Raw genomic sequence first — 19,473 nt, 5'->3', positions numbered from 1 at the left:
GTGTCGCCCGTGTTTCCCCAGCCGCTCGGGGATGCGCGAACGGAAGCGGGCCGACGGCTTCCCGCCGCCGGCCCGCCCCACCGCGTGAACCCGGCGTCAGGCCCGGCTGGGCGTCCGGTTCTCGGCGCTGACCATCCAGGCGTACTGCTCGAGCCGCTCGATGATCGCGTGCAGCAGGTCCGCAGAGGTCGGGTCCTCCTCATCCACGTCGTCGTGCACGTCGCGCATGGTGCGGACGACCGCCTCGAGGCGCTCGGTGATCAGGTCGACCGTCTCGGTGGTGTCGACCTCGCCGTTGGGGAACTCGGGCAGGCTGGTCTGCTCGGCGACGGTCGCGCTGCGGCCGTCGGGGGTCGCGTGGAGGGCGCGGAGGCGCTCTGCGACGTCGTCGCTGAACTCGCGCGCGGCTTCGACGATCTCGTCGAGCTGGAGGTGGAGGTCGCGGAAGTTGCGTCCGACGACGTTCCAGTGCGCCTGCTTGCCCTGCAGGTGCAGCTCGATCAGGTCGACGTGCACGCGCTGGAGGTTCTGCGCGAGTTCGGCGGAGGCGACGAAGCCGTGCTCGGCGTGCTCGCGGCGGGTCGGGGCGACGCCGACGGCGGCCGTACGACGTACGGAGGCGGTCTTCGGCGCGGTCTTCTTGGCGGTGCTCTTGGTGCTCGTCTTGGTCTGGCTTGCGGCCACGATGGGTCCCTTCCGTTCGATGGACGACGCTGACGGTAGGCCGTCGCCGACGGTTCGGGAAGCGGGTTGACGTGGTTGCGAACCCCTTGGCACTCTCCGGGCGTGAGTGCTAAAATCTGTGGTCGAAAAGAGAGTGCAAAGGGCCTCTCATCAGGTGATCCAGAAGAAAGGGGTACATCCAATGGCCATGTCGTTCGATCCTTTCTCCCAGCTGGACCGGATCGCGCAGAGCATCTTCGACACCAGCCGCCAGCCGCGCATCATGCCGGTGGACCTGTTCCGAGAGGGTGAGCGCTACATCCTGAACGCCGACCTCCCCGGCGCCGATCCCGCGTCGGTCGACGTCGACGTCGACGGGCACCTGCTCACCATCCGGGCGGTCCGCAGTGCGGCCGACCGCGACGGCGCCCGCTGGCTCGCCCAGGAGCGCCCGTACGGCGCGTACATGCGTCAGTTCACGATCGGCGACGACGTCGATCCCGACGGCATCACCGCGTCGTACGACAACGGTGTGCTCAGCGTCATCATCCCGGTGGCCGAGCGGGCGAAGCCGCGGAAGATCGCGGTGGAGTCGTCGGGCTCCAGCGAGACGAAGGCGGTGTCGGCCGGCTGATCGAGCCGGTCTCAGCGCACGAGCGGAGGGCGCGTCGTCACTGGGCGGCGCGCCCTCGCGCAACCCACTCCAGGCGACGCAGCGTCTCCGCATTGCGCACGTGCAGCATGCTGTCCGCCAGCACGTCCGGGATGCGGGTCACCGGACCGGAGTACGGGAACTCCTCCATCCGCACGACGCAGCCGCCTGCGCGGGGCTTCACGTCGATGATCACCCGCTCGGAGCCGAACGGCCGTGTCTTCGCCTCGAGCACCATCCGGCGCGGCGGGTCCCACTCGTCGATGCGCGTCTCGTCGTTCAGGACGAGCGGCCAGACGCCGATGGAGTGATGGAGACGGGATCCGACGGCCGGGTACCGGCTGTCGGCGGCGCGAAGTCGCGAGGCGCCGACGACCCAGGTCGGATAGACCCAGGGGTCGGCGAGGACGGCGAAGACCTGCTCGGGCGTGCAGGCCATACGGCGGACGTTGACAGACATGTTCACTGCTCCGGAAGCTCGTGGGGATGGACGGGGTCGGGCAGCGCGGCGACGGGCCGGGCGATCGTCTGGTCGGGCCCCGGCGCCAGGTCCGGCATCCGGGTGAAGCCGAACTCGTGACGCAGGGCGCTGCGCGCCGCGTAGTAGCCGCCGAGCCCGTGCACGCCGGGACCGGGTGCCGCGGACGACGACGCGAGGTACAGCCCGCGACCCGGCATCCGCCACGGGTCGGTGGAGAGGACGGGGCGGGCCACCAGCTGACCGAAGTCCGGCGCGCCCGCCGAGATGTCGCCGCCGATGTAGTTCGGGTCGTGCTGCTCCATCTGCGCGGCGTTCTTGGTCGCCGTCCCGATGATGAGGTCGCGGAAGCCGGGAGCGAACTCCTCGATGCGCCGGATGATCGCCTCCGTCTGATCCTCGGTCGAACCGCGCGGGACGTGCGTGTACGTCCACAGGACGTGCTTGCCCGCCGGCGCCCGCGTCCCGTCGAACAGGGAGGGCTGGGAGACCAAAACGTACGGTGCGTCGCTGTGCCGCCCGGCGGCGACGGCGTTCTCGGCGCGAGCCGCCTCGGCGCGCGATCCACCCAGGTGCACGGTTGCGGTCTCGTACAGGTCCGGATTCGTCCACGGCACCGGGCCGGAGAGCGCGAAGTCGGCCTTGAACAGGCCGTTGCCGTCGCGGAACCGGGAGATGCGCCGCAGGTAGCCGCTGGGCAAGAGGTCCGCGGCCAGCTGCGCGGCGTGCTTCACGTGCGTGTCGAAGACGACGATCCGTGAGTCGGGCAGCTCGGCGAGAGACTCGACGGGGGTGTCGGTGACGACCTCGCCACCGTGAGCGACGATGTCGGCGACCATCGCATCCGCGATCGCCTGGCTGCCGCCGACCGGGATAGGCCAGCCGCGTGCGTGCGCGTAGGTCGCCAGCGTCATTCCGGCGGCCGCTCCTGCGACGCTCGGCAGGGGGACGGTCGTGTGGGCGAAGACGCCGGAGAGCAGAGCGCCCGGCGCCTCGGTCCGGAACGGCAGGTCCCACCACGGGCCGCCCTGAGCGATGGCGGCCAGCCCGAACCGGGCGGCGACGAAGGGATGCCGTGGCACCTGCAGCAGCTGCGAACCGGTGAACTGGGCCACGGCGTCCGCGTGTTCGACCAGCGGTCCGAGCAGGGCGCGCCAGGCGGGGCCGTCGACGCCCAGCGCATCCACCGTGCGTTCGAGGTCGAGGTACGCCATCGCGACCCGGCCCCCAGGAAGCGGATTGCCGTATGACGCGGTCGGCACGACGAACGGCACGCGCTTCTCCAGACCGAATCTGCGGAAGAAGCCGGATGCGAAAGCCAGCGGATGGACGGCCGAGCAGACGTCGTGCCGGAAGCCGGGAAGGGTGAGCTCCTCGGTCCGCAGGCCGCCGCCCACCGTCGCGTTGCGCTCGTACACCCGCACCGACAGACCGGCGCGCGCGAGCGTGACGGCGGCGGAGAGACCGTTCGGGCCCGACCCGATCACGACGGCGTCGAGCTTGCCCGCTGCAGGCCGGTTCCCCGGGGGCGTGTTCGCGGAGGGAGCGCTCATACCTCCCTGTATACCCCGCACCTCGGCGCAGACGGAGAGGGATCAGCAGTCCGTTCCCAGGATCCATGCACTATCGTGGGGAGGTCGGCTCTTGACACTGCGCGATCTGCGCGGATGGGTTTGTCAGTCAAGTGGGCCGGTTCCGTACCCGATCGGCGGTATGGATCACACAATCGTGAACGGCCCCGGACACAGTTCGCCCGGGAATCATTCGGTGCGCTGCGGCGTGCCGCCGAGCACTCGACATGAACCCAGGAAGAACATCCATGCCCGGATACAACAACGACCGACGATCGCAGAAGCCGTCCCGCGGCGGAGCGCCCAAGAGCAGCAGCAACCCGAGCCCCAAGCACCGCGGCTACCGCGCGGAGGAGCCGGCGTCCGGCAAGAAGGCCCGCTGGAGCGCCGACGAGCGTGCCGCGCGCGGCCGCTCGACGTACGGAACCCGCGACGACAGCGCCGGCCGCGGCCGCACCGAGCGCCCCAACTGGGAGCCTCGCGGCAAGGACGCCCGCCGCACCGAGCGGGTGTGGGAGGAGCGCGCGCCGCGTCAGGACCGCCCCCGCCGCGACGGCGACGACCGTCCCCGCCGCAGCTTCGACGACCGCGCGGACCGTCCGCGTCGTGACTTCGGTGACCGGACCGAGCGTCCGCGTCGTGACTTCGGTGACCGGACTGAGCGTCCGCGTCGCGACTTCGGTGACCGCGCAGAGCGTCCGCGTCGTGACTTCGGTGACCGGACTGAGCGTCCGCGTCGTGAGTACGACGACCGCGCTGAGCGTCCGCGTCGCGACTTCGGTGACCGGACCGAGCGTCCGCGTCGTGAGTACGACGACCGTCCGCGTCGCGACTTCGGCGACCGCGCCGAGCGTCCGCGTCGTCAGTTCGACGACCGCACCGAGCGTCCGCGTCGCGAGTACGACGACCGTCCGCGTCGAGACTTCGGCGACCGCACTGAGCGTCCGCGCCGTCAGTTCGACGACCGCACCGAGCGTCCGCGCCGCGACTCGGACTTCTACCCGTCGCGCGACGAGAAGCCGGCCTTCACACCGACCGATGACGTCGTGCTCGAGCGTCTCGAGGCGGAGGCCATTCAGGCCGAGGACGTCGACGGCGTGACCTTCGCCGACCTGGGCCTCGGCGGCAACATCGTCCGTGCCCTCGCCGAGCTGGGAGCCGACAAGCCGTTCCCGATCCAGGCTGCGACGCTGCCCGATGTCCTCGCCGGCAAGGACGTGCTGGGCCGAGGCCGCACCGGCTCCGGCAAGACCATCGCCTTCGGCGCACCGCTCGCCGAGCGCCTCATGCAGCTGTGGGCCGACTCCGGCAAGGCCGGCGGCAAGCGTCAGCTCGGCCGCGCCCCGCGCGCCCTCATCCTGGCTCCCACGCGTGAGCTGGCGCTGCAGATCGACCGCACCGTGCAGCCCATCGCGCGCAGCGTCGGCCTCTTCACCACCCAGATCTACGGCGGCGTGCCGCAGGGTCGTCAGGTGGGCGCGCTCCAGCGCGGTGTCGACATCGTCATCGGCACACCGGGCCGCATCGAGGACCTGGTCGAGCAGGGCCGTCTGGACCTCAGCGAGGTGCAGATCACCGTCCTCGACGAGGCCGACCACATGTGCGACCTCGGCTTCCTCGAGCCGGTCCAGCGCATCCTGCGTCACACGGCCGAGGGCGGCCAGAAGCTGCTCTTCTCCGCAACGCTCGACTCGGGTGTGGCGCAGCTCGTGGACGAGTTCCTCGTGAACCCGGCCGTGCACGAGGTGGCGGGCGAGGACCAGGCGTCCTCGACCATCGACCACCGCGTGCTCGTGATCGAGCACCGCGACAAGGGCGCCATCATCGAGCAGCTCGCGGACCGCGACGGCAAGACCCTCGTCTTCGCCCGGACCCGTGCGTTCGCCGAGATGCTGGCCGAGCAGCTGGAGGACGCCGGCATCCCCGCCGTCAGCCTCCACGGCGACCTGAACCAGTCCCGCCGCACCCGCAACCTCGCGCAGCTCACCAGCGGCCGCGTGAACGTGCTGGTGGCGACGGATGTGGCCGCCCGCGGCATCCACGTCGACGACATCGACCTGGTCATCCAGGCCGACGCTCCGGACGAGTACAAGACGTACCTGCACCGTTCGGGCCGCACCGGCCGCGCCGGTAAGCAGGGCACGGTCGTCACCCTCATCCCGAAGCACCGCCAGCGCCGCATGAACGACCTTCTCGGCCGCGCCGAGATCGAGGCCGACTTCGTCCCGGCCGCCCCCGGCGACGACGTGCTCCTCACCCTCGCGCAGTAACCCGCGCGGGCTGCTCTCCGCCCACCGTCGACTCCACGAATTCGTGGAGCCGGCGGTGGGCGGAGTCCGTTAACGACCCGGACGGCCATTGCGGACAGGCGCGGGCATCGATCCGGGCTACCTTCATCCCGCGTGTGATATGTTGCGTTGGAACGTGTATTTCAATGAAAGGTGGTCCTCGTGGCCGTTATCAGTGTCACCCCGGATGAACTCAAGGCTCAGGCGCAGGTGTACATCACCGCGAAGGACGAGATCCAAGCCGCGGTTCAGAAGGTCAACAGCATGAACGGCACCATCGCCGAAGAGTGGAAGGGTGCGGCGTTCGACGCGTACCTCAACCAGTACGATCAGCTCTCCAAGAGCGTGCAGCAGTTCGAGCAGCTGCTCCAGAGCATCAAGGAGCAGCTGGTCGCCTACGCCGACACCGTTGCCGAGCGCGATGCTCAGGATGCGCAGAGCTTCGGCTTCTGACGCCGGCGTCGCCCGCCGCCGCGCGGGGGTGGCCGGGCTGGCCCTCACGATGGGTCTCAGCCTGGTTTTCCCCGCGGGCGCGGCGGCCTGGGCCGACACGGGATCCGACCCCGGCGTCGGCCCGGGTGGCGACGGCAGCCTGCAGTTGCTTCCCGAGGTCATCACCAACGACGGCGTGAGTGCCGGGGGATCGATCGACTTCCCGGTGCGCGCTGAGCTCTTCCTGGCGCCGATGAACGAGCGCGCCGCCTCCCGAGAACTCACAGAGGCGTCCATCCCCCACGTGATCGAGTCGACGGACTTCGCCCAGCACGCGAACCCGCTCTTCCTGCGGGACTACTCGGGCGCTCGAGCGCAGCTGTTCGAGAGCTACGCCCCACACGACCTCCCCGCGACGACGATCGACGGTTCCTCTCAGAGCGCGGACCTCTGGTACACGCTGATGATCGTCGCGGCCCTTCCCCTGACCCTGCTGGTGGCGTTCATCGGCTGGAAGACCGCGTCGAGACGACGGAGGACTCATGGCCGATCGGCACATTGACGTCAGCATCGACTTCAATTCTCAACAGCTCGACCTCCGGGTGCCTGCCGCCGTCACGTTGACGCGGCTGACGCAGCTGATCAGCACCGTGCTCGACGAGCACGGCATCGTCATGCCGAGCGATTGGCATCTCGCGGTGAAGGACAAACCGCTGCGCCTCGGCCCCTACGACGTCGTCGGCGACTTCCCGATCGGCGACGGGGACGTTCTGGCGGTGGTCACGCGTTCGCCGGCGACCTCCCCGAGCTCGTAGCGCGAATCCCGGTAGCGGAGAAAGCGGACATCGTCCGGGCTCACCCTCAGCAGAACATCCGCAGCGCCTCTGCGTAGCGCTCGGGATCGGCACGAGTTCCGGCGGTGACGAGGATCGCGTGCGGGCCGATGCGCCGGGTGAAGGCGCCCCGACAGGGAATCTGCACCACCGTGGTCAAACCGCACTTCCAGGCTTCGATCAGCGCCTCGAGCGAGAGGCGTTCCGGCTGCGCCTCCAGCCCTGCCGGCGACCGACGTGCTCGCCGTTCGAACTGAGCCTGCATCCACTGCTCCGCTCCCTCGGTGAACGCGTCGTCGCCGATCTCCTCGCGCCACGAGGGGCCGACGAGTTCCCGCAACAGGCGCGCACGATCGGGCGAGCCGTTCGGAGTCGCTTGCAGACGCTCGAAGATGTCGGGGCTGGGAGTGGTCCCCGCGTGCTGCAGCGCCTCCTCCCAGACGTGCGTCCAGGCAGCCTCCCATTCCGAGGTCGGTGCAGACCTCCTCACGGCGGGAGCCACGGCGGTGGGTGTGTCGACGAGCGCGGGCGGGAGATCGTCACCGACCGGCTGAAGCTGCCACGCCTCGCGTACCCACAGCAGTTCCAGCAGTGACTGCAGATCGTCATCGACCCTGATCATCATGTCGTGCGGCCACGGATTGCCAGGAATCGGCTCAATGGAGAACAACGGACTCCCCTCGACTCGTTGCTCCCATCCTGCCTTCGGGCACGAGAACCGACAATCGGTGGGAGTGCGAGCCGACGATCAGCCGCGCGCTCGCTTGCGGCGCCACGAATTCAGCACCGTCAGCAGGCCCCCGATCAAGGAGCCCGCGAGGAAGACGGGGATCCACGTGTAATCGAATGCCGGTGCGGATGTCGCCGCCTTGGGGGTGCTGTTCGTGGTCGTGATGGGATTCGCGAACGAGTCGTAGATCTTCGCAGGATCGGAGCCGTTTGCGCGCGTGTTGGCGAGCACGGTCGAGAACCGCTCGCTGTAGTCGCTGCTCGTCGCCAGGGCGGAGCTGCCGGTCGAGATGGTTCCGCTCATCGCATCGAGGACCGCCTGAGTCTCGGTCTGCGTTTTCTGAACGCTGGAGACGAGCTCGTCGAAGTCGGCCGAGTTGTCTGTGATGATCCGCGCGCTGGCCGCGACGTTCTTGGCATTCGCACTCGTCGTGGTCACCAGTTGCGAGAGGGTCTCGTAGAGCGCTGGCCCCGTCTTCTGGTCGAGATACAGCTCGGAGAGGCCCGGATCCTGGTCGTTCCAGGCGGTCGTCTTCAGCTGGATCACCGTGTTGGACTTCGCTTCCCAGAGAGCCGGAGCAGCGTTGACGCTGGTGATCGCTGCGGCGAACCACTGCTCGAGGGCCTGCACAGATCCCGAGAAGTAGCCCTCGGGCACGCTGAGCCCGTTCAGAGTCGCGACGTTGTCGGAGGTGGAGGCCAGTTGCCCTTTGACGGCGCCGATCTGCTTGATGATCGCAGCGATGTTGTCCTGGCCGAGTGCCTGGAAGTTGTCCACGTCCACGTCGCTGAGGTACTTCTCGATGTCGACGGCGTCGATGGTGCCGTACCGCTTGGAGACGGATTCCTCGCTGTGAGCGGCGACGATCCCGGTGGCTCCCACCGCGCTCGTGAAGCTCTCGAGGGTGTCGTCAGGCGCACCGTAGAGGAACTGGAGGAGGTTCGCCGCGGTCCGGATGTTGCCCAGGTACTCGGTGATGGCGACGAAATCGTCGCCCGCGATCCCGTTCTCGGCGGCATCGGCGGGGACGAGGACGTAGACATCCGTCCCGAGGCTCGTGGGCGGCGCGGGCTCTGCTGCCGTGGTGTCCTGCGCCGTGTACGACAGGGTGGCGCTGCCGGCGACATCCTCCAGGTCGATCGTGTAGGTCAGGCTCGCGGTGAGCGCGGCAGTTCCCTCGCTGTTGTCGAGGGTCGCCCTGCCGGTTGCCTGATCGACCGTCACGCAGTTCGGCGTCGCGTCCGCGCAGGCGGGGGCGACAGTTCCGAGGCCGACCGTCATGCGGGAGGCCTCAAGCGTCTCGGGGAGGTCGACCCTCACCGCGTAACGCGATCCGGCGGGAACCGTGACGGGCAGCGTCTTGGTGACCGACTGCTCCGCGGGCTCTGCTGGCGTGGAGACCACATTCAGCTGTGGCGCGGCAGCACCGGTCGGGTTCTCCCTCGCATAGTGCTGGATGAGGCCGAGCTGGCTGATGTACGGCTGGGGCTCGAACTCGTTGTGTGCGGCCTTGAGCGCGCTGAACAGCTCGGTGTACTGGGCGGGATCGGTCGGAATGAGGGCGACGAGCTGGTCGATCTTCTGCTTGTAGCGTTCCACGGTCGCTGCAGCGGCGCCGCTTCCGCTGAACGTGTTCGACAGCTTCTGAGCGAGTGCCTTCCTTGCGAGCTCGTGCGTCAATTCGGCCTTGTTGACGGTGTAGTTGCTGTCTGTGATCGGCATCGTGATGCCGAAGTACTCGGAAAGGAGGCGGGTCTCCAAGCTCATGAGGTCGTCGCGGGACCTGGCGAGTGCGTCCTCCTGATGTTTGAGCGACTCTTTGACTACTTCCACGCGCCCGTTGACAGAGTTGGCCATCCCGTCATACTTCTGCACCGTCTCCTTGAGCGACGCGAGCAGCCCGGCGTGCGTGCCCGAAGCGTCCGTCGATGAGAAGCCGTCCAATCCGCTCCAGCCGTCCGCGCCGGAGAACAACCCGTCGATGTGGTCCGCGAACGCCTGGTCGTAGTAGCTCTTGTCGGATGCGCTCTGATCGCTGAGGGCGGTGTTGCCGTTCGCCACGTTCGTCTTCGCGATCTGTTCCTGCTGGCGGAAGTACTCGGAGAGCGACGGCTGCTGCCGACCCAGGGAGTCGCTGACGGACGTCAGCGTGTCCGTCGTGTTCGTGGTGAATCCGTTCTGCGCCGACACCCACGCGCTGTTGAGTCCGCGCAGCACCGTCGCCATGTCGATGCTGCCGTCGTAGCTCTTCGCCGTCTTCTCGAGGTCGGGGCGCAGCGTGTTGGAGACACTGTCCAGGAGCGCAGTCTGGCTGGAGACGACGGACTCCATGTTGACCTGGGCCCCGGAGATGTTCGAGGCGACGCTCGCGAAGTACATCTGCACGATCCGGGAGTTGAAGTCGCGGATGATGGTGAACATCCGGCTTTCGAGCCGCTCCCGGGAGAGCTCGTCGTCGCCGACGACGCGGTAGTCGATGGTCGCCTTGACCGGATTCAGGTCCTGCAGGGTCAGCAGGTCATGCGAGAAGGTCCTCGGAAGCACGACGACAGCGCTCACCGTCTCATCGGTGAATGCTCTCTCCGCGACGCTTCGTGAGACGACCTGCCAGTTGTTCTGATCGGCGTTCGAGACGAGGCTGACGAACTCTTTGCCGAACAGGTAAGTGGTGCCGTTGAAGGTCGCGGGTTCGTCCTCGTTCACCAGTGCGATCGTCTGCCGGTCCGCAGGGGCGGCCGCCGTGGCTGCGCTGAGCACGTTCGTCGACGCGGCGAGGAGGAGCGCCGAGGCCACGGTGCCGATGCTGATCAGAACCTTCTTGAGCATGTCGATCCCCCATGAATTCGGTCTCGAAGACGAGCAGGATGTGACCTTATCAGGTTATGACCTGTTATATGTCTGTACTGTTACTTCTGAGCGTACGGCAGATCAGGTGCACGGGCACCGCGACGAAGTGGGTAGGTATGAGGGTTTTCGATGGGCGCGAGACGTTGGAGTTCGAACGCACCGGAGAGACGGTCCGGGTACTGCTGGCCGGTGCGCAGATACGCATGGATTCCATCGACATCATTCGTCACCATGTCACGCTCGCGGAGGAGGTTCCCGAGCAGTTCCAAGCCGTCTTGACCTATCGCGTTCCGGCGGCCGCGCGCACCCTCCGCCAAGCGGCTTCGGCGGCTCGCACCCGGCTCGAGAAGCTGCAGACCGCTCAGAAGGTGGCCGCTTTGCGGCCACTGGCCGGCAAGTTCCGAATTCCCTTCCTCCACCCCGAGAACATCGTGATCACGGGGGCAGGCGTCTCCGTGACGCACAGCGGCCTCGTCGGGATCCTCGCGCCGATGGCCTTCGACGACGCGCTGTTCCTGAAGGGATACAAGGCGCTCGTGCTGAGCATCCTGCATCCGCGTCTGCCGTTCGAGAAGCTCATCGATGGCACGGCGACTCTGAAGGACGACTTCAGCAAGCGGATCGCCTCCTTCCCGACCGTGGACGACATCGCTGCGTTCGTCGACCGGGAAGTGGCGGAGGAGGCCTCGAGAGCGGCGCGCGAGACCGTGTCGGTTCGGAAGCTCCGCTACCGGCTCACGACGGTGCTCGCAGCAGTCGCCGTCGTGGCCGCCTCGGTGTCGGGATGGTGGGCGTACCAATCCGTCGTGGTGGCTCAGCCGCGGCAGGAAGCGATCATCACGGCCCAGTCCGACTTCCTGACCAGCGACTATGCGCAGACGCTGAAGGACCTTCAGGAGTACGGCCCGAGCGATCTGCCGAAGTCGGCGCGCTACGTCCTGGCCGTGAGCTCGATCAAGCTGACGAAACTGACGGCCGTTCAGAAGCAGACCGTGCTCAACAACATCTCCACGAAGACGGACGACAACACGCTCGACTACTGGATCCACCTCGCACGAGGAGACTTGGATACGGCGCTCAACCTCGCCCAGAACCTCGGTGACGACCAGCTGACCCTGCTCGCGTACACCGACCTCTACGAGGCGACCAAGCTCGACACGTCGATGGAGGGTGCGCGCAAGCAGAAGCTGCTCGACGAGTACGCCAAGAAGATCGAAGAGCTGACCGCACGGCTCGGAGCGACCCGATGAGCGCGGGTCCCGGCACCGACTTCTTCGCGCTCTCGGCGACTGGACCCTCCGGCGGTGGGCTCCGCGACGACCGGTTGATCGCCGGATCCGTGTTGTTCTCCGTGTATGTGCTCGACGCGGAACTCGTGACGATCCCCCTCACCGAGGAGCGACCGTCCGCCGTCTTCGACGATCTCACCCTCGGGGTCGTCAACGATCGCCTGTTCATCAATGGCGCCGCCGTGCCCGCGGGCCTCACTGAGTGCAACGACCACGTGCTCCTCGTCGTGGATGCTCGTCGAGCGGAATCGACACACCTGGTGTTCGATCCCGACGACCATTTCCTCATCGGCGGCTCCGACAGCGCGAGCATCAGGACCCCGGGTGACACCATGGTCGCCATCCACGGCGATACCGTCATCGCTCGCACGGGCAGTGACTTCCTCTACGTGAACGAGCGGCGGGCGGACGAGCGTGAGATCATCCACGCGGCCGCCGTGGGCGACCGCGTCCTGACTGCGGACTACCTCGTCGAGAGGCGTGCGGCGCAGTGGAGGGTGACCACCTTCGCCGACGGCACGGAGCTGGACCGGAGCACGTTCCTCGAACAGGAGCAGCACGACGAGTTCCCGCCCGACTTCCCCGACTATCGTCGGAGCCCCAGGATCACCCTGGAGGTCCCGAGCGACAAAGTGCAGGTGCACAAGATCGCGCCGGCTCAGAAGCCCGACAAGAACAGCATCCTGAAGGCCCTTCTCCCGCCGCTGGGAATGGTCGCCGTCGGCGTGGCCACCACCGTGCTGTCCGGGCGCAATCCGCTGATGATGCTCGGCATGGCCATTCTGAGCCTGCTGACCGCCGCGTTCACCGTCTCCCAGTTCGTGGCAGATCGGCGTGAGCGCCGGAAGGAGGACGACGCTCGACGGGACGACTACGAGCGTTACCTCGTCAACGTCACGGCGTCGCTGACGCGTCTCTGCGAGCAGGAGAAGAGCGTCCGTGACTACAACGCGCCCGGTCCCGAGGCGCTGGTGCGCATGGTGACCGCCTACGGCCCGCGGATCTATGAACGGCTTCCCAACAACAAGGACTTCCTGGACGTCTCGCTGGGGACAGGAGACGCTCCGTCGTCCTTGACGGTCACCTCGGACGCCAACGAGAGAGATGACGACGCGGACACTCGACGGGTGGCCGAGCTGGTCGACCGGTTCTCGACGCAGCAGAACGTCCCGATCACGCTGAGCCTCCGAACGCAGACGCTCGGGCTGGTCGGCACGGATGACGCCGTGCGTACCGCCGCGGCGAACCTTCTGCTCCAGCTCGCCGTCTTCCAGTCCTATCGCGACGTCAACTTCATCGCCCTGGTTCCGGGCAAGTCGTATCGCGAGAACTGGCACCCGTGGCGCTTTCTTCCGCACTTCACGATGCAGGGCCTCAATGTCCGCGGGCTCGTCCACAACGCGAAGACACGGGACATGATCCTGAACAGCTTCACGCAGATCCTCAGCAAGCGACGGCAGGCGCTGACACAGGCGGGCCGGGAGAAGCCGGTCTTCTCCCCGCATTACGTGCTGTCGATCCTCGACGACTCCTACCTCGCCGGGCATGGCATCAACGAGTTCCTCGCCGAGGACATGACGGAGCTGGGCGTCACGGTCATCTGGTGCCGGGAGGACCGCAAGCAGCTTCCCGAGACGGTGTCCGCGCTCGTCGAGTACCGCAACCGGAGCGCCGGCGTGCTCGTGAACGACGACCGCGTCTACGTCGCCCGCGATTTCGTGCCGTATCCGACTCCGCCCGACCGCGACCTGGCGCTGCGCAGGCTCGCGAACCTCACTCACGTGGAGGTCGAGAAGAACGCCATCCCGAAGGCCGTCACCTTCTTGGAGATGTACGACGTCAAGCACGTAGACGACCTGGGCGTCGCCCAGCGGTGGGCAGGTGCGGACACCTCCAAGACGCTCGCCGTCCCGCTCGGTCTGCGCGGGAAGGACGACCTCGTCGAGCTGAATCTCCACGAGCGCGCGCACGGACCGCATGGACTCGTGGCGGGTACGACCGGCTCCGGCAAGTCCGAGATCGTCCAGTCGTACATCCTGTCTCTCGCCGTGAACTTCGCGCCGGAGGACGTCGGCTTCCTCCCCATTGACTTCAAGGGCGGCGGGATGGCCAACCTCTTCGCGCGGCTGCCCCACCTTCTCGGGTCGATCACCAACCTCGATGGCGCGGCCTCCGCTCGCGCGCTCGCCTCCATCCGCGCCGAGCTCCAGAAGCGCCAGCGGCTCTTCGCGCAGTTCGACGTCAACCACATCAATGGGTACACCCGGCTGTACAAGCTCGGAAAGAACTCCGACGACCGCGAGATCGGGGCGAAGTATCCGGCTCTGCCGATGCCGCATCTCTTCCTGATCTCCGATGAGTTCGCCGAGCTCAAGGCCAACCAGCCGGAGTTCATGGAAGAGCTGGTGTCGACGGCCCGTATCGGCCGATCCCTCGGCGTCCACCTGATCCTCGCGACTCAGAAGCCCAGCGGAGTCGTGAACGACCAGATCTGGTCGAACAGCCGCTTCAAGCTCGCGCTCAAGGTGGCCGACGTCTCCGACTCGCAGGAGATTATCAAGACCCCCGACGCGGCCGGCATCGTCGAGCCGGGACGCGCCTATCTCCAGGTCGGCAACAACGAGATCTACGAGCTGTTCCAGTCGGCCTGGTCGGGAGCCGACTACGACCCGGGCAAGACCGAGAAGAAGACGGTCGATGAGCGTATCTACCTGATCAACGACTTCGGTCAGTACGAGCTGTGGACCCGCGATCTGTCCGGCGACGAGGCGGCACAGGAGGCCCGGAAGGAGAAGGTGAGCGAGCTCGACGCGGTCGTCGAGCATCTGGCGGCGCTCGCCGCGGAGTCAGGGGCGGTCCTCCCGGAGAAGCCGTGGCTGCCGCCCTTGGGGAGCCGGATCCCGTCGCCTCCCGTTGACTCGGAGCCGGGCGTCCCGCTCGGTCTGCTCGACATCCCCAGCAAGCAGGCGCAGGAGGTGTACCGCTTCAGCCTCGCTGAGGCCGGGCACACGGCCGTCTTCGCCAGCCCGGGCTACGGCGCCTCGACGCTGCTCCAGACGCTCGTGATGAATCTGGCCCGGCAGAACACTCCCGAGCAGATTCAGTTCATGCTGTTGGACCTCGGAAACAACGGACTGCTCCCGTTGGCGCCCCTTCCGCATGTCGCAGACATCGTGACGTTGGAGGAAGAGGAGAAGTTCCAGAAGGCCATGGAGCGGATCGCCGGCGTGCTGGCCGACCGGAAGAGCCTCCTCCGCAGCGTCGGCGTGGCAACCCTCGCTCAGTACACGGTCAAGACCGGCCAGTCGCTCCCGACCCTGCTGAACGTCCTCGACGGCTACGACGGCCTCGCCCAGGACAAGCGGAAGGAGGCGATCGACGCCCAGCTCATCCAGGTCCTGCGAGAGGGCGCGGCACTCGGCGTGTACCTGGTGCTCACGGCGAACCGCGCGAACTCGATGCGCATGAACATGACCAGCAACATCCCGACCTCGATCGCCCTCTATCTGAACGATGAGGCGGACGTCGCGGCCCTCTTCGGTCGTGATCGGGTCATGCAGGCCGAGATCCTCGGCCGCGGCCAGCTCCATCTCGAGACTCCGACCGCGATCCAGATCTTCCTGCCCTGCGACGGAGCGGACGATGCGGCCGTTCTGGACACCCTGGAGAAGGAGGTCGCCGCCATCGGCGAAGCGTGGACGGGCGCGCGCCCGGAGCGGATCCCGATGGTGCCGCAGGAGCTGACGGTGGAGGCGTTCGGAAGCCGGGTATCCCGCGGGGCGTCCCAGAACAAGCTCTTCCTCGGGTTGAACAAGAGCAGTGCCCTGCCGGAGAGCTTCGACCTGTTTGTCGGTAAAGCGTTGGCCATCTTCCCTGCGACAGGGAAGCAAGCGGCGTCAACGTATCCGTTCCTGATCGAAGGTCTGCTGGATGCGATCGCCAGCGAACACCTTGTCGTCATCGACGCTCATGACACGCTCAGGCCGCTTCTCGGAGCTACCGAATGCCTCTACATCGGAAAGGCGGCACTGAAGAGTCATGCCGAGGCGGTCAAAAAGGCGCTGACGGATCTGACCGAGATCGGAACGCGGACGCCGAGCTGCATCCTGATCAACGGCATGACCGATGTGTTGGAGAAGCTCATGTTTCCGACCGATCAGCTCGCCGAGCTTCTCGGCGCCAGCGGCGAGCACGTCCAGGTGATCCTGTTGGACCACGTTTCCAAGGTGAACAGCAATTTCGGCTTGATCGCGACACTCAAGGAGAACGTGGACCAGCTCCTCTTCGGTGGCGACCTGGGAACGCAGCGGTTCGTCGACAACCTGCCGCTCGCGGCCCGGAGGCAGCCGGCCGGCAAGAACGTGCTCCATTCGCTCAAGGATGACGAACTCTCCGAGATCGTCATCCCCACCATCCAGCAGAACGAAGGATGACGATGACCCTCGAAATGACGGGCGACCTCCTGGGCTTGGGGTCCATCGTTCGGCTGGAGACCGAGAGCGCTTCGGGCTTGTTCGTCGTTCTGGCGAGAGGAGCGTTCCGGCCGGATAACACGCGGAACGAGGTCGTTCCGCGCTACCTGGTAGGTCCGCATCCCTATGGTGAGGCGCCGGACAGGGAGACGTTCCCTATTGTGGCCACTGAAATCCATACTGTTGTTCATCATGGCTACACTGATGCCGCTGATACGGAATTTCTCATGGATCTTCTCGACCAGATGGAGAACGGGCGTCGCAAGACGACGCAGGCAAAGCAGTTCGCGGGTGCCCTCACGGACATCGCCGATGCCGTCCAAAGCGAGGAGATCGAGAACATGGCGCGGGTTCGCGCGGACCCGTTCTTCGAACTTCGGGGGTTGGTCCAGCAGCAAGACAGGAAAGGTGAGTCGTGAAGGTCGCATCAAACGTCGGTGCCGCACAGGAGGCCGTCTCGGGGTTCGCGGAGCTTGATACGAGCGGGGGAGGGCAGCAGGTGACCCTGAGCGTGAGCAACGTTTCGTGCATGCAAGACGGATCAAGCGTCGCGAACAAGCTGCTTGACTGCATCTCTGAACTCGCGTCCGGCGTGAAAGGTCAGGCGAGCAACGTAACCGCCCTTGCGGCCGAGATCGAGGATCGGGACAAGCAGGACGCGAGCGGCTGGTGCGAAGCGCGATGAGGCATCTGAGTGCACAGCAGATCGAGATCGAGCAGAGGATTCGGGCTCACGAGGACAACACGGCCGAGCGGTTGGCGACGATTCGTGTGCTCGAGGAGCAGTGGGACGACTACCGGCGAGTGATGCGGGAGAACACGGCCCTGTTCGAACAAGCCGGCATCGCTATGGGCGCGGATAACTACTTCGTGAAGAAGGACCTAGTGGCGAGACGAGAGGTCGACAGTTACGTCGGCCAACTGGCGCATGAACAGGCCGAGTTCTTCGAGGAGACAGCGAGCGGCATCCGCTCGTCATCCGAAGAAGAGTTGGAACGCATGCGGCGAGAGAAAGCGGGCATGTCATGGGCTTGATTTACGACTCGGGCGACTCGGGAAACCTCAAAGCCGCACTGTCGGCGAACCTCACAGCCGCGTCTGCCGTGCTGACGAAGCTGAGTAGCGCGTCCAGCCGTCTGACCACCGCTCTGGGCACCGGGGAGCTGTCCGGGAAGGGCTATACGGCAGTCGATTCGTTGTTCGCGCAGATCATCGCGCCGTGCGTCAAAGAGGCGAAGGACGAGATCGACTCGATCTCTGGCGAGCTCGAAACCTATACGAGCGAAGACTCCAAGGTGAGCAGGTTCGGGGTGCTCAAAGAGGATGAGCTGAACACTCAACTCAGGGCGACCAAAAAGCAGCGCGACGCGACCGAACACCAGATCGAGGTCCACGAACGTGCCGCGGACTCATCGACGGCAGTGCCTGGCCTTAGTGAAGCGTTGGAGGCGAAGAACGCTCAATTGGAGTTGGTACTGAACCAGCTCGAGAAGGACATCCACGAACTGGAAGACAAGCTCAAAGCGCTGCGCGACTTCGCTGCGGCGACCAAGGGTCTCTTCATGGGGCGGCTCGAGAACCTGGCAGCTGCCACCGGCGACGTCATCGCCCTGCTGAAGAGCTTGAGCGAGCCGGCTGTGATGCCCGGTATGAAGCTCGACGTCCTCGGAGCCACCGGAAGCGCGCTGGGGGCCGCGGCGACGAGGAAGGAAATCCTCGAGTATCTCGCGGGCGGGAAGATCAAGGCTGACGGCAAGGGCCGTCTGAAGGTCGGTAAGACGTTTCTGTACGACCCGAAGGGTAAGTATCTCTACAGCGGGGGCAAGGGCCTCAACGCCGCAGCCGGAACGCGGATCGACCACTATTTGCAGCCGGTCAAGGCAGGCGCGAGCGCTGCGCTCAAGGCTCCCATCGACGACTTCACCGGGTGGAAGGGCACCTCTAATCTCAGCAAGCTCGGCAAGTTTTCTGGCGCTGCCGGCACCGTTCTTACCGTCGGGTCCAACGCTGACAAGTACTTCGGCGACGGTGTGCAGGGTAATGATGTGCCGGACTTCGCCGTCGATACCGGAGTCGACCTCGCGGGCGCGGCGGCCGCGGCCGGTGCGGGCGCCGCAATCGGCTCGCTCATTGTGCCTCCGGCTGGGACCATCGTTGGAGCGGTGGCCGGGTTTGTGGTGGGTTTGGCGCTGAACATCGAATGGGGCGGTGGTCCCTCAGCGACTGATGCCGCCAAAGAGATGATCAAGAAGACCTACCGCTGACATGATGCAAGAGAAGAAGCCGACTATCGCCGAGGCGAACCGTGCGTATTTCCAGGCCTTAGCCAACACTCGCGGATCCATCGCCATGCTGCCTGCTTTGGCAGGTCCCACAATTGTGGTGCTCTTTGCGGCGAACGTTGGGCCGTTGAATGCTCCCAGTGCATTCGAGGGCTACGGCGTACTTTCGTCCCTCTCGGCCATCAACGTTGTGCTCATCTGGACCAGCGCAATCTGCCTATTGCTGTCGGTGCTGCTCAAGGGTGTGAGCTACCGAGCCCAGGTGCTTTCCTCAATGGTCATGGCGGGCATGGCAGTGATCCTCGTCTATTGCCTATGTTTGCTGGCACTCGCAATAGCAACGCTTTCCCAGGCAAGAGGAGAGCAGTTCTATGCGACGCTCTTCAGCACCGTAGGCATCATCACTGTGGTGATTGTCGCCGGTTCGACGTCGGTGCACGTCCTCCTGCTGCGACGTCGGTTGCGAATCGGGCATTCCGAGAAGCGCACGATGGGCAACTTCCTAGCTGTGTCCCGATCCAATCGGTCCACGATGTTCTGGATTGCCTTCGGACTGGTGGCGGTGGTGTCCAACGTGGTGACGTCTGGGCAGTATCTCGTGAACACGGCTGGTGCGCTCGGGTTGCTCCTTTTTGCTTGTGTAATACCCAGTCTCCCGGTCGAGTTCGCGTACCTCGCCTATCTGAAGTCGAAGGATCGTGACTACTGGGAGCGTCCTCCTCGCCCCGTGGCGAAGGAAGTGCGCCTGAGGCTTGCCAGGAAGATCATCCTCTGGGTTGTGGGGATAGCGGGGGCTCTCGCTCTGTTCTGGGTACTGGCCAAGTACGTTCTGTGACCGCGGTTCCCGGCTCACCCGCCGCACATCGTGAACGGTTCTGAACGAGACAACGAGAAATGAGGACTCACCGTGAAACTCCAACCGCGCACGCTGAGCAT

The 19,473-nt window shown here is 66.0% G+C and carries 17 protein-coding genes; 12 read left to right on the top strand and 5 right to left on the bottom strand.

Annotated features, from left to right (window positions below):
• Positions 1-96 precede the first annotated feature (96 nt).
• Positions 97-684, bottom strand: coding sequence for a Dps family protein (locus ABIC47_RS03605; RefSeq protein ID WP_018192314.1), 588 nt, complete (start codon positions 682-684; stop codon positions 97-99).
• 181 nt (positions 685-865) lie between these two features.
• Here ABIC47_RS03605 and ABIC47_RS03600 point away from each other — a divergent pair, with 181 nt between their 5' ends.
• Positions 866-1,297: an Hsp20/alpha crystallin family protein gene (locus tag ABIC47_RS03600; protein WP_018192313.1), complete on the top strand. Its 432-nt coding sequence runs from the start codon at positions 866-868 to the stop codon at positions 1,295-1,297.
• 37 nt (positions 1,298-1,334) lie between these two features.
• Here the strand turns inward: ABIC47_RS03600 and ABIC47_RS03595 are convergent, their stop codons facing one another.
• Positions 1,335-1,781, bottom strand: coding sequence for an SRPBCC family protein (locus tag ABIC47_RS03595; RefSeq protein WP_020076667.1), 447 nt, complete (start codon positions 1,779-1,781; stop codon positions 1,335-1,337).
• Positions 1,778-3,346 (bottom strand): phytoene desaturase family protein, encoded by a 1,569-nt coding sequence (locus ABIC47_RS03590; protein ID WP_354477238.1) that lies wholly within the window; start codon positions 3,344-3,346, stop codon positions 1,778-1,780. The genes ABIC47_RS03595 and ABIC47_RS03590 overlap by 4 nt, the downstream gene beginning before the upstream one ends.
• A 266-nt stretch (positions 3,347-3,612) precedes the next feature.
• Here ABIC47_RS03590 and ABIC47_RS03585 point away from each other — a divergent pair, with 266 nt between their 5' ends.
• The 4 genes from ABIC47_RS03585 to ABIC47_RS03570 all read left to right on the top strand — a co-directional run bounded on the left by ABIC47_RS03585 (position 3,613) and on the right by ABIC47_RS03570 (position 6,899).
• Positions 3,613-5,634, top strand: coding sequence for a DEAD/DEAH box helicase (locus ABIC47_RS03585; protein ID WP_354477236.1), 2,022 nt, complete (start codon positions 3,613-3,615; stop codon positions 5,632-5,634).
• A 180-nt stretch (positions 5,635-5,814) separates the two neighbouring features.
• Complete coding sequence (locus tag ABIC47_RS03580) at positions 5,815-6,105, top strand: WXG100 family type VII secretion target (protein WP_354477234.1); 291 nt, start codon at positions 5,815-5,817, stop codon at positions 6,103-6,105.
• The gene (locus ABIC47_RS03575; RefSeq protein WP_354477231.1) at positions 6,083-6,646 is read left to right on the top strand and encodes a hypothetical protein; all 564 of its coding nucleotides are present in this window, start codon (positions 6,083-6,085) and stop codon (positions 6,644-6,646) included. The genes ABIC47_RS03580 and ABIC47_RS03575 overlap by 23 nt, the downstream gene beginning before the upstream one ends.
• A complete protein-coding gene (locus tag ABIC47_RS03570) occupies positions 6,627-6,899 on the top strand; it encodes an EsaB/YukD family protein (RefSeq protein WP_354477228.1) in 273 nt (90 codons plus the stop codon). The genes ABIC47_RS03575 and ABIC47_RS03570 overlap by 20 nt, the downstream gene beginning before the upstream one ends.
• Before the next feature lie 46 nt (positions 6,900-6,945).
• Here the strand turns inward: ABIC47_RS03570 and ABIC47_RS03565 are convergent, their stop codons facing one another.
• Positions 6,946-7,587, bottom strand: a complete 642-nt coding sequence (locus ABIC47_RS03565; RefSeq protein WP_354477225.1) for a hypothetical protein — start codon at positions 7,585-7,587, stop codon at positions 6,946-6,948.
• A 78-nt stretch (positions 7,588-7,665) separates the two neighbouring features.
• Positions 7,666-10,473, bottom strand: a complete 2,808-nt coding sequence (gene esaA, locus ABIC47_RS03560) for a type VII secretion protein EsaA (RefSeq protein ID WP_354477222.1) — start codon at positions 10,471-10,473, stop codon at positions 7,666-7,668.
• A gap of 137 nt (positions 10,474-10,610) precedes the next feature.
• On the opposite strand from esaA, the gene essB reads away from it, so the two are divergent.
• The 7 genes from essB to ABIC47_RS03525 are packed head-to-tail and all read left to right on the top strand — an operon-like array spanning position 10,611 to position 19,372.
• Positions 10,611-11,744 carry a type VII secretion protein EssB gene (gene essB / locus ABIC47_RS03555; RefSeq protein WP_354477219.1) on the top strand — a complete coding sequence of 378 codons (1,134 nt, stop codon included), beginning with the start codon at positions 10,611-10,613 and terminating at the stop codon, positions 11,742-11,744.
• Positions 11,741-16,216 (top strand): type VII secretion protein EssC, encoded by a 4,476-nt coding sequence (gene essC, locus ABIC47_RS03550; RefSeq protein WP_354477216.1) that lies wholly within the window; start codon positions 11,741-11,743, stop codon positions 16,214-16,216. Before essB ends, essC begins: the two co-directional genes overlap by 4 nt.
• Before the next feature lie 2 nt (positions 16,217-16,218).
• Positions 16,219-16,674 carry a DUF4176 domain-containing protein gene (locus ABIC47_RS03545; protein WP_354477213.1) on the top strand — a complete coding sequence of 152 codons (456 nt, stop codon included), beginning with the start codon at positions 16,219-16,221 and terminating at the stop codon, positions 16,672-16,674.
• Positions 16,671-16,940 (top strand): hypothetical protein, encoded by a 270-nt coding sequence (locus ABIC47_RS03540; protein ID WP_020076676.1) that lies wholly within the window; start codon positions 16,671-16,673, stop codon positions 16,938-16,940. Before ABIC47_RS03545 ends, ABIC47_RS03540 begins: the two co-directional genes overlap by 4 nt.
• Positions 16,937-17,290 (top strand): hypothetical protein, encoded by a 354-nt coding sequence (locus ABIC47_RS03535; protein ID WP_354477210.1) that lies wholly within the window; start codon positions 16,937-16,939, stop codon positions 17,288-17,290. Before ABIC47_RS03540 ends, ABIC47_RS03535 begins: the two co-directional genes overlap by 4 nt.
• The gene (locus ABIC47_RS03530) at positions 17,281-18,519 is read left to right on the top strand and encodes a hypothetical protein (RefSeq protein ID WP_354477207.1); all 1,239 of its coding nucleotides are present in this window, start codon (positions 17,281-17,283) and stop codon (positions 18,517-18,519) included. Before ABIC47_RS03535 ends, ABIC47_RS03530 begins: the two co-directional genes overlap by 10 nt.
• Positions 18,520-18,523: 4 nt before the next feature.
• Complete coding sequence (locus tag ABIC47_RS03525; protein WP_354477204.1) at positions 18,524-19,372, top strand: hypothetical protein; 849 nt, start codon at positions 18,524-18,526, stop codon at positions 19,370-19,372.
• The last annotated feature ends 101 nt before the right edge of the window (positions 19,373-19,473 follow it).

Source organism: Leifsonia sp. 563 (assembly GCF_040545055.1).
Lineage (GTDB): Bacteria > Actinomycetota > Actinomycetes > Actinomycetales > Microbacteriaceae > Leifsonia.
The sequence above is the reverse complement of the archived record's forward strand: the minus strand, read 5'-3'. Positions and strand labels throughout refer to the sequence as shown.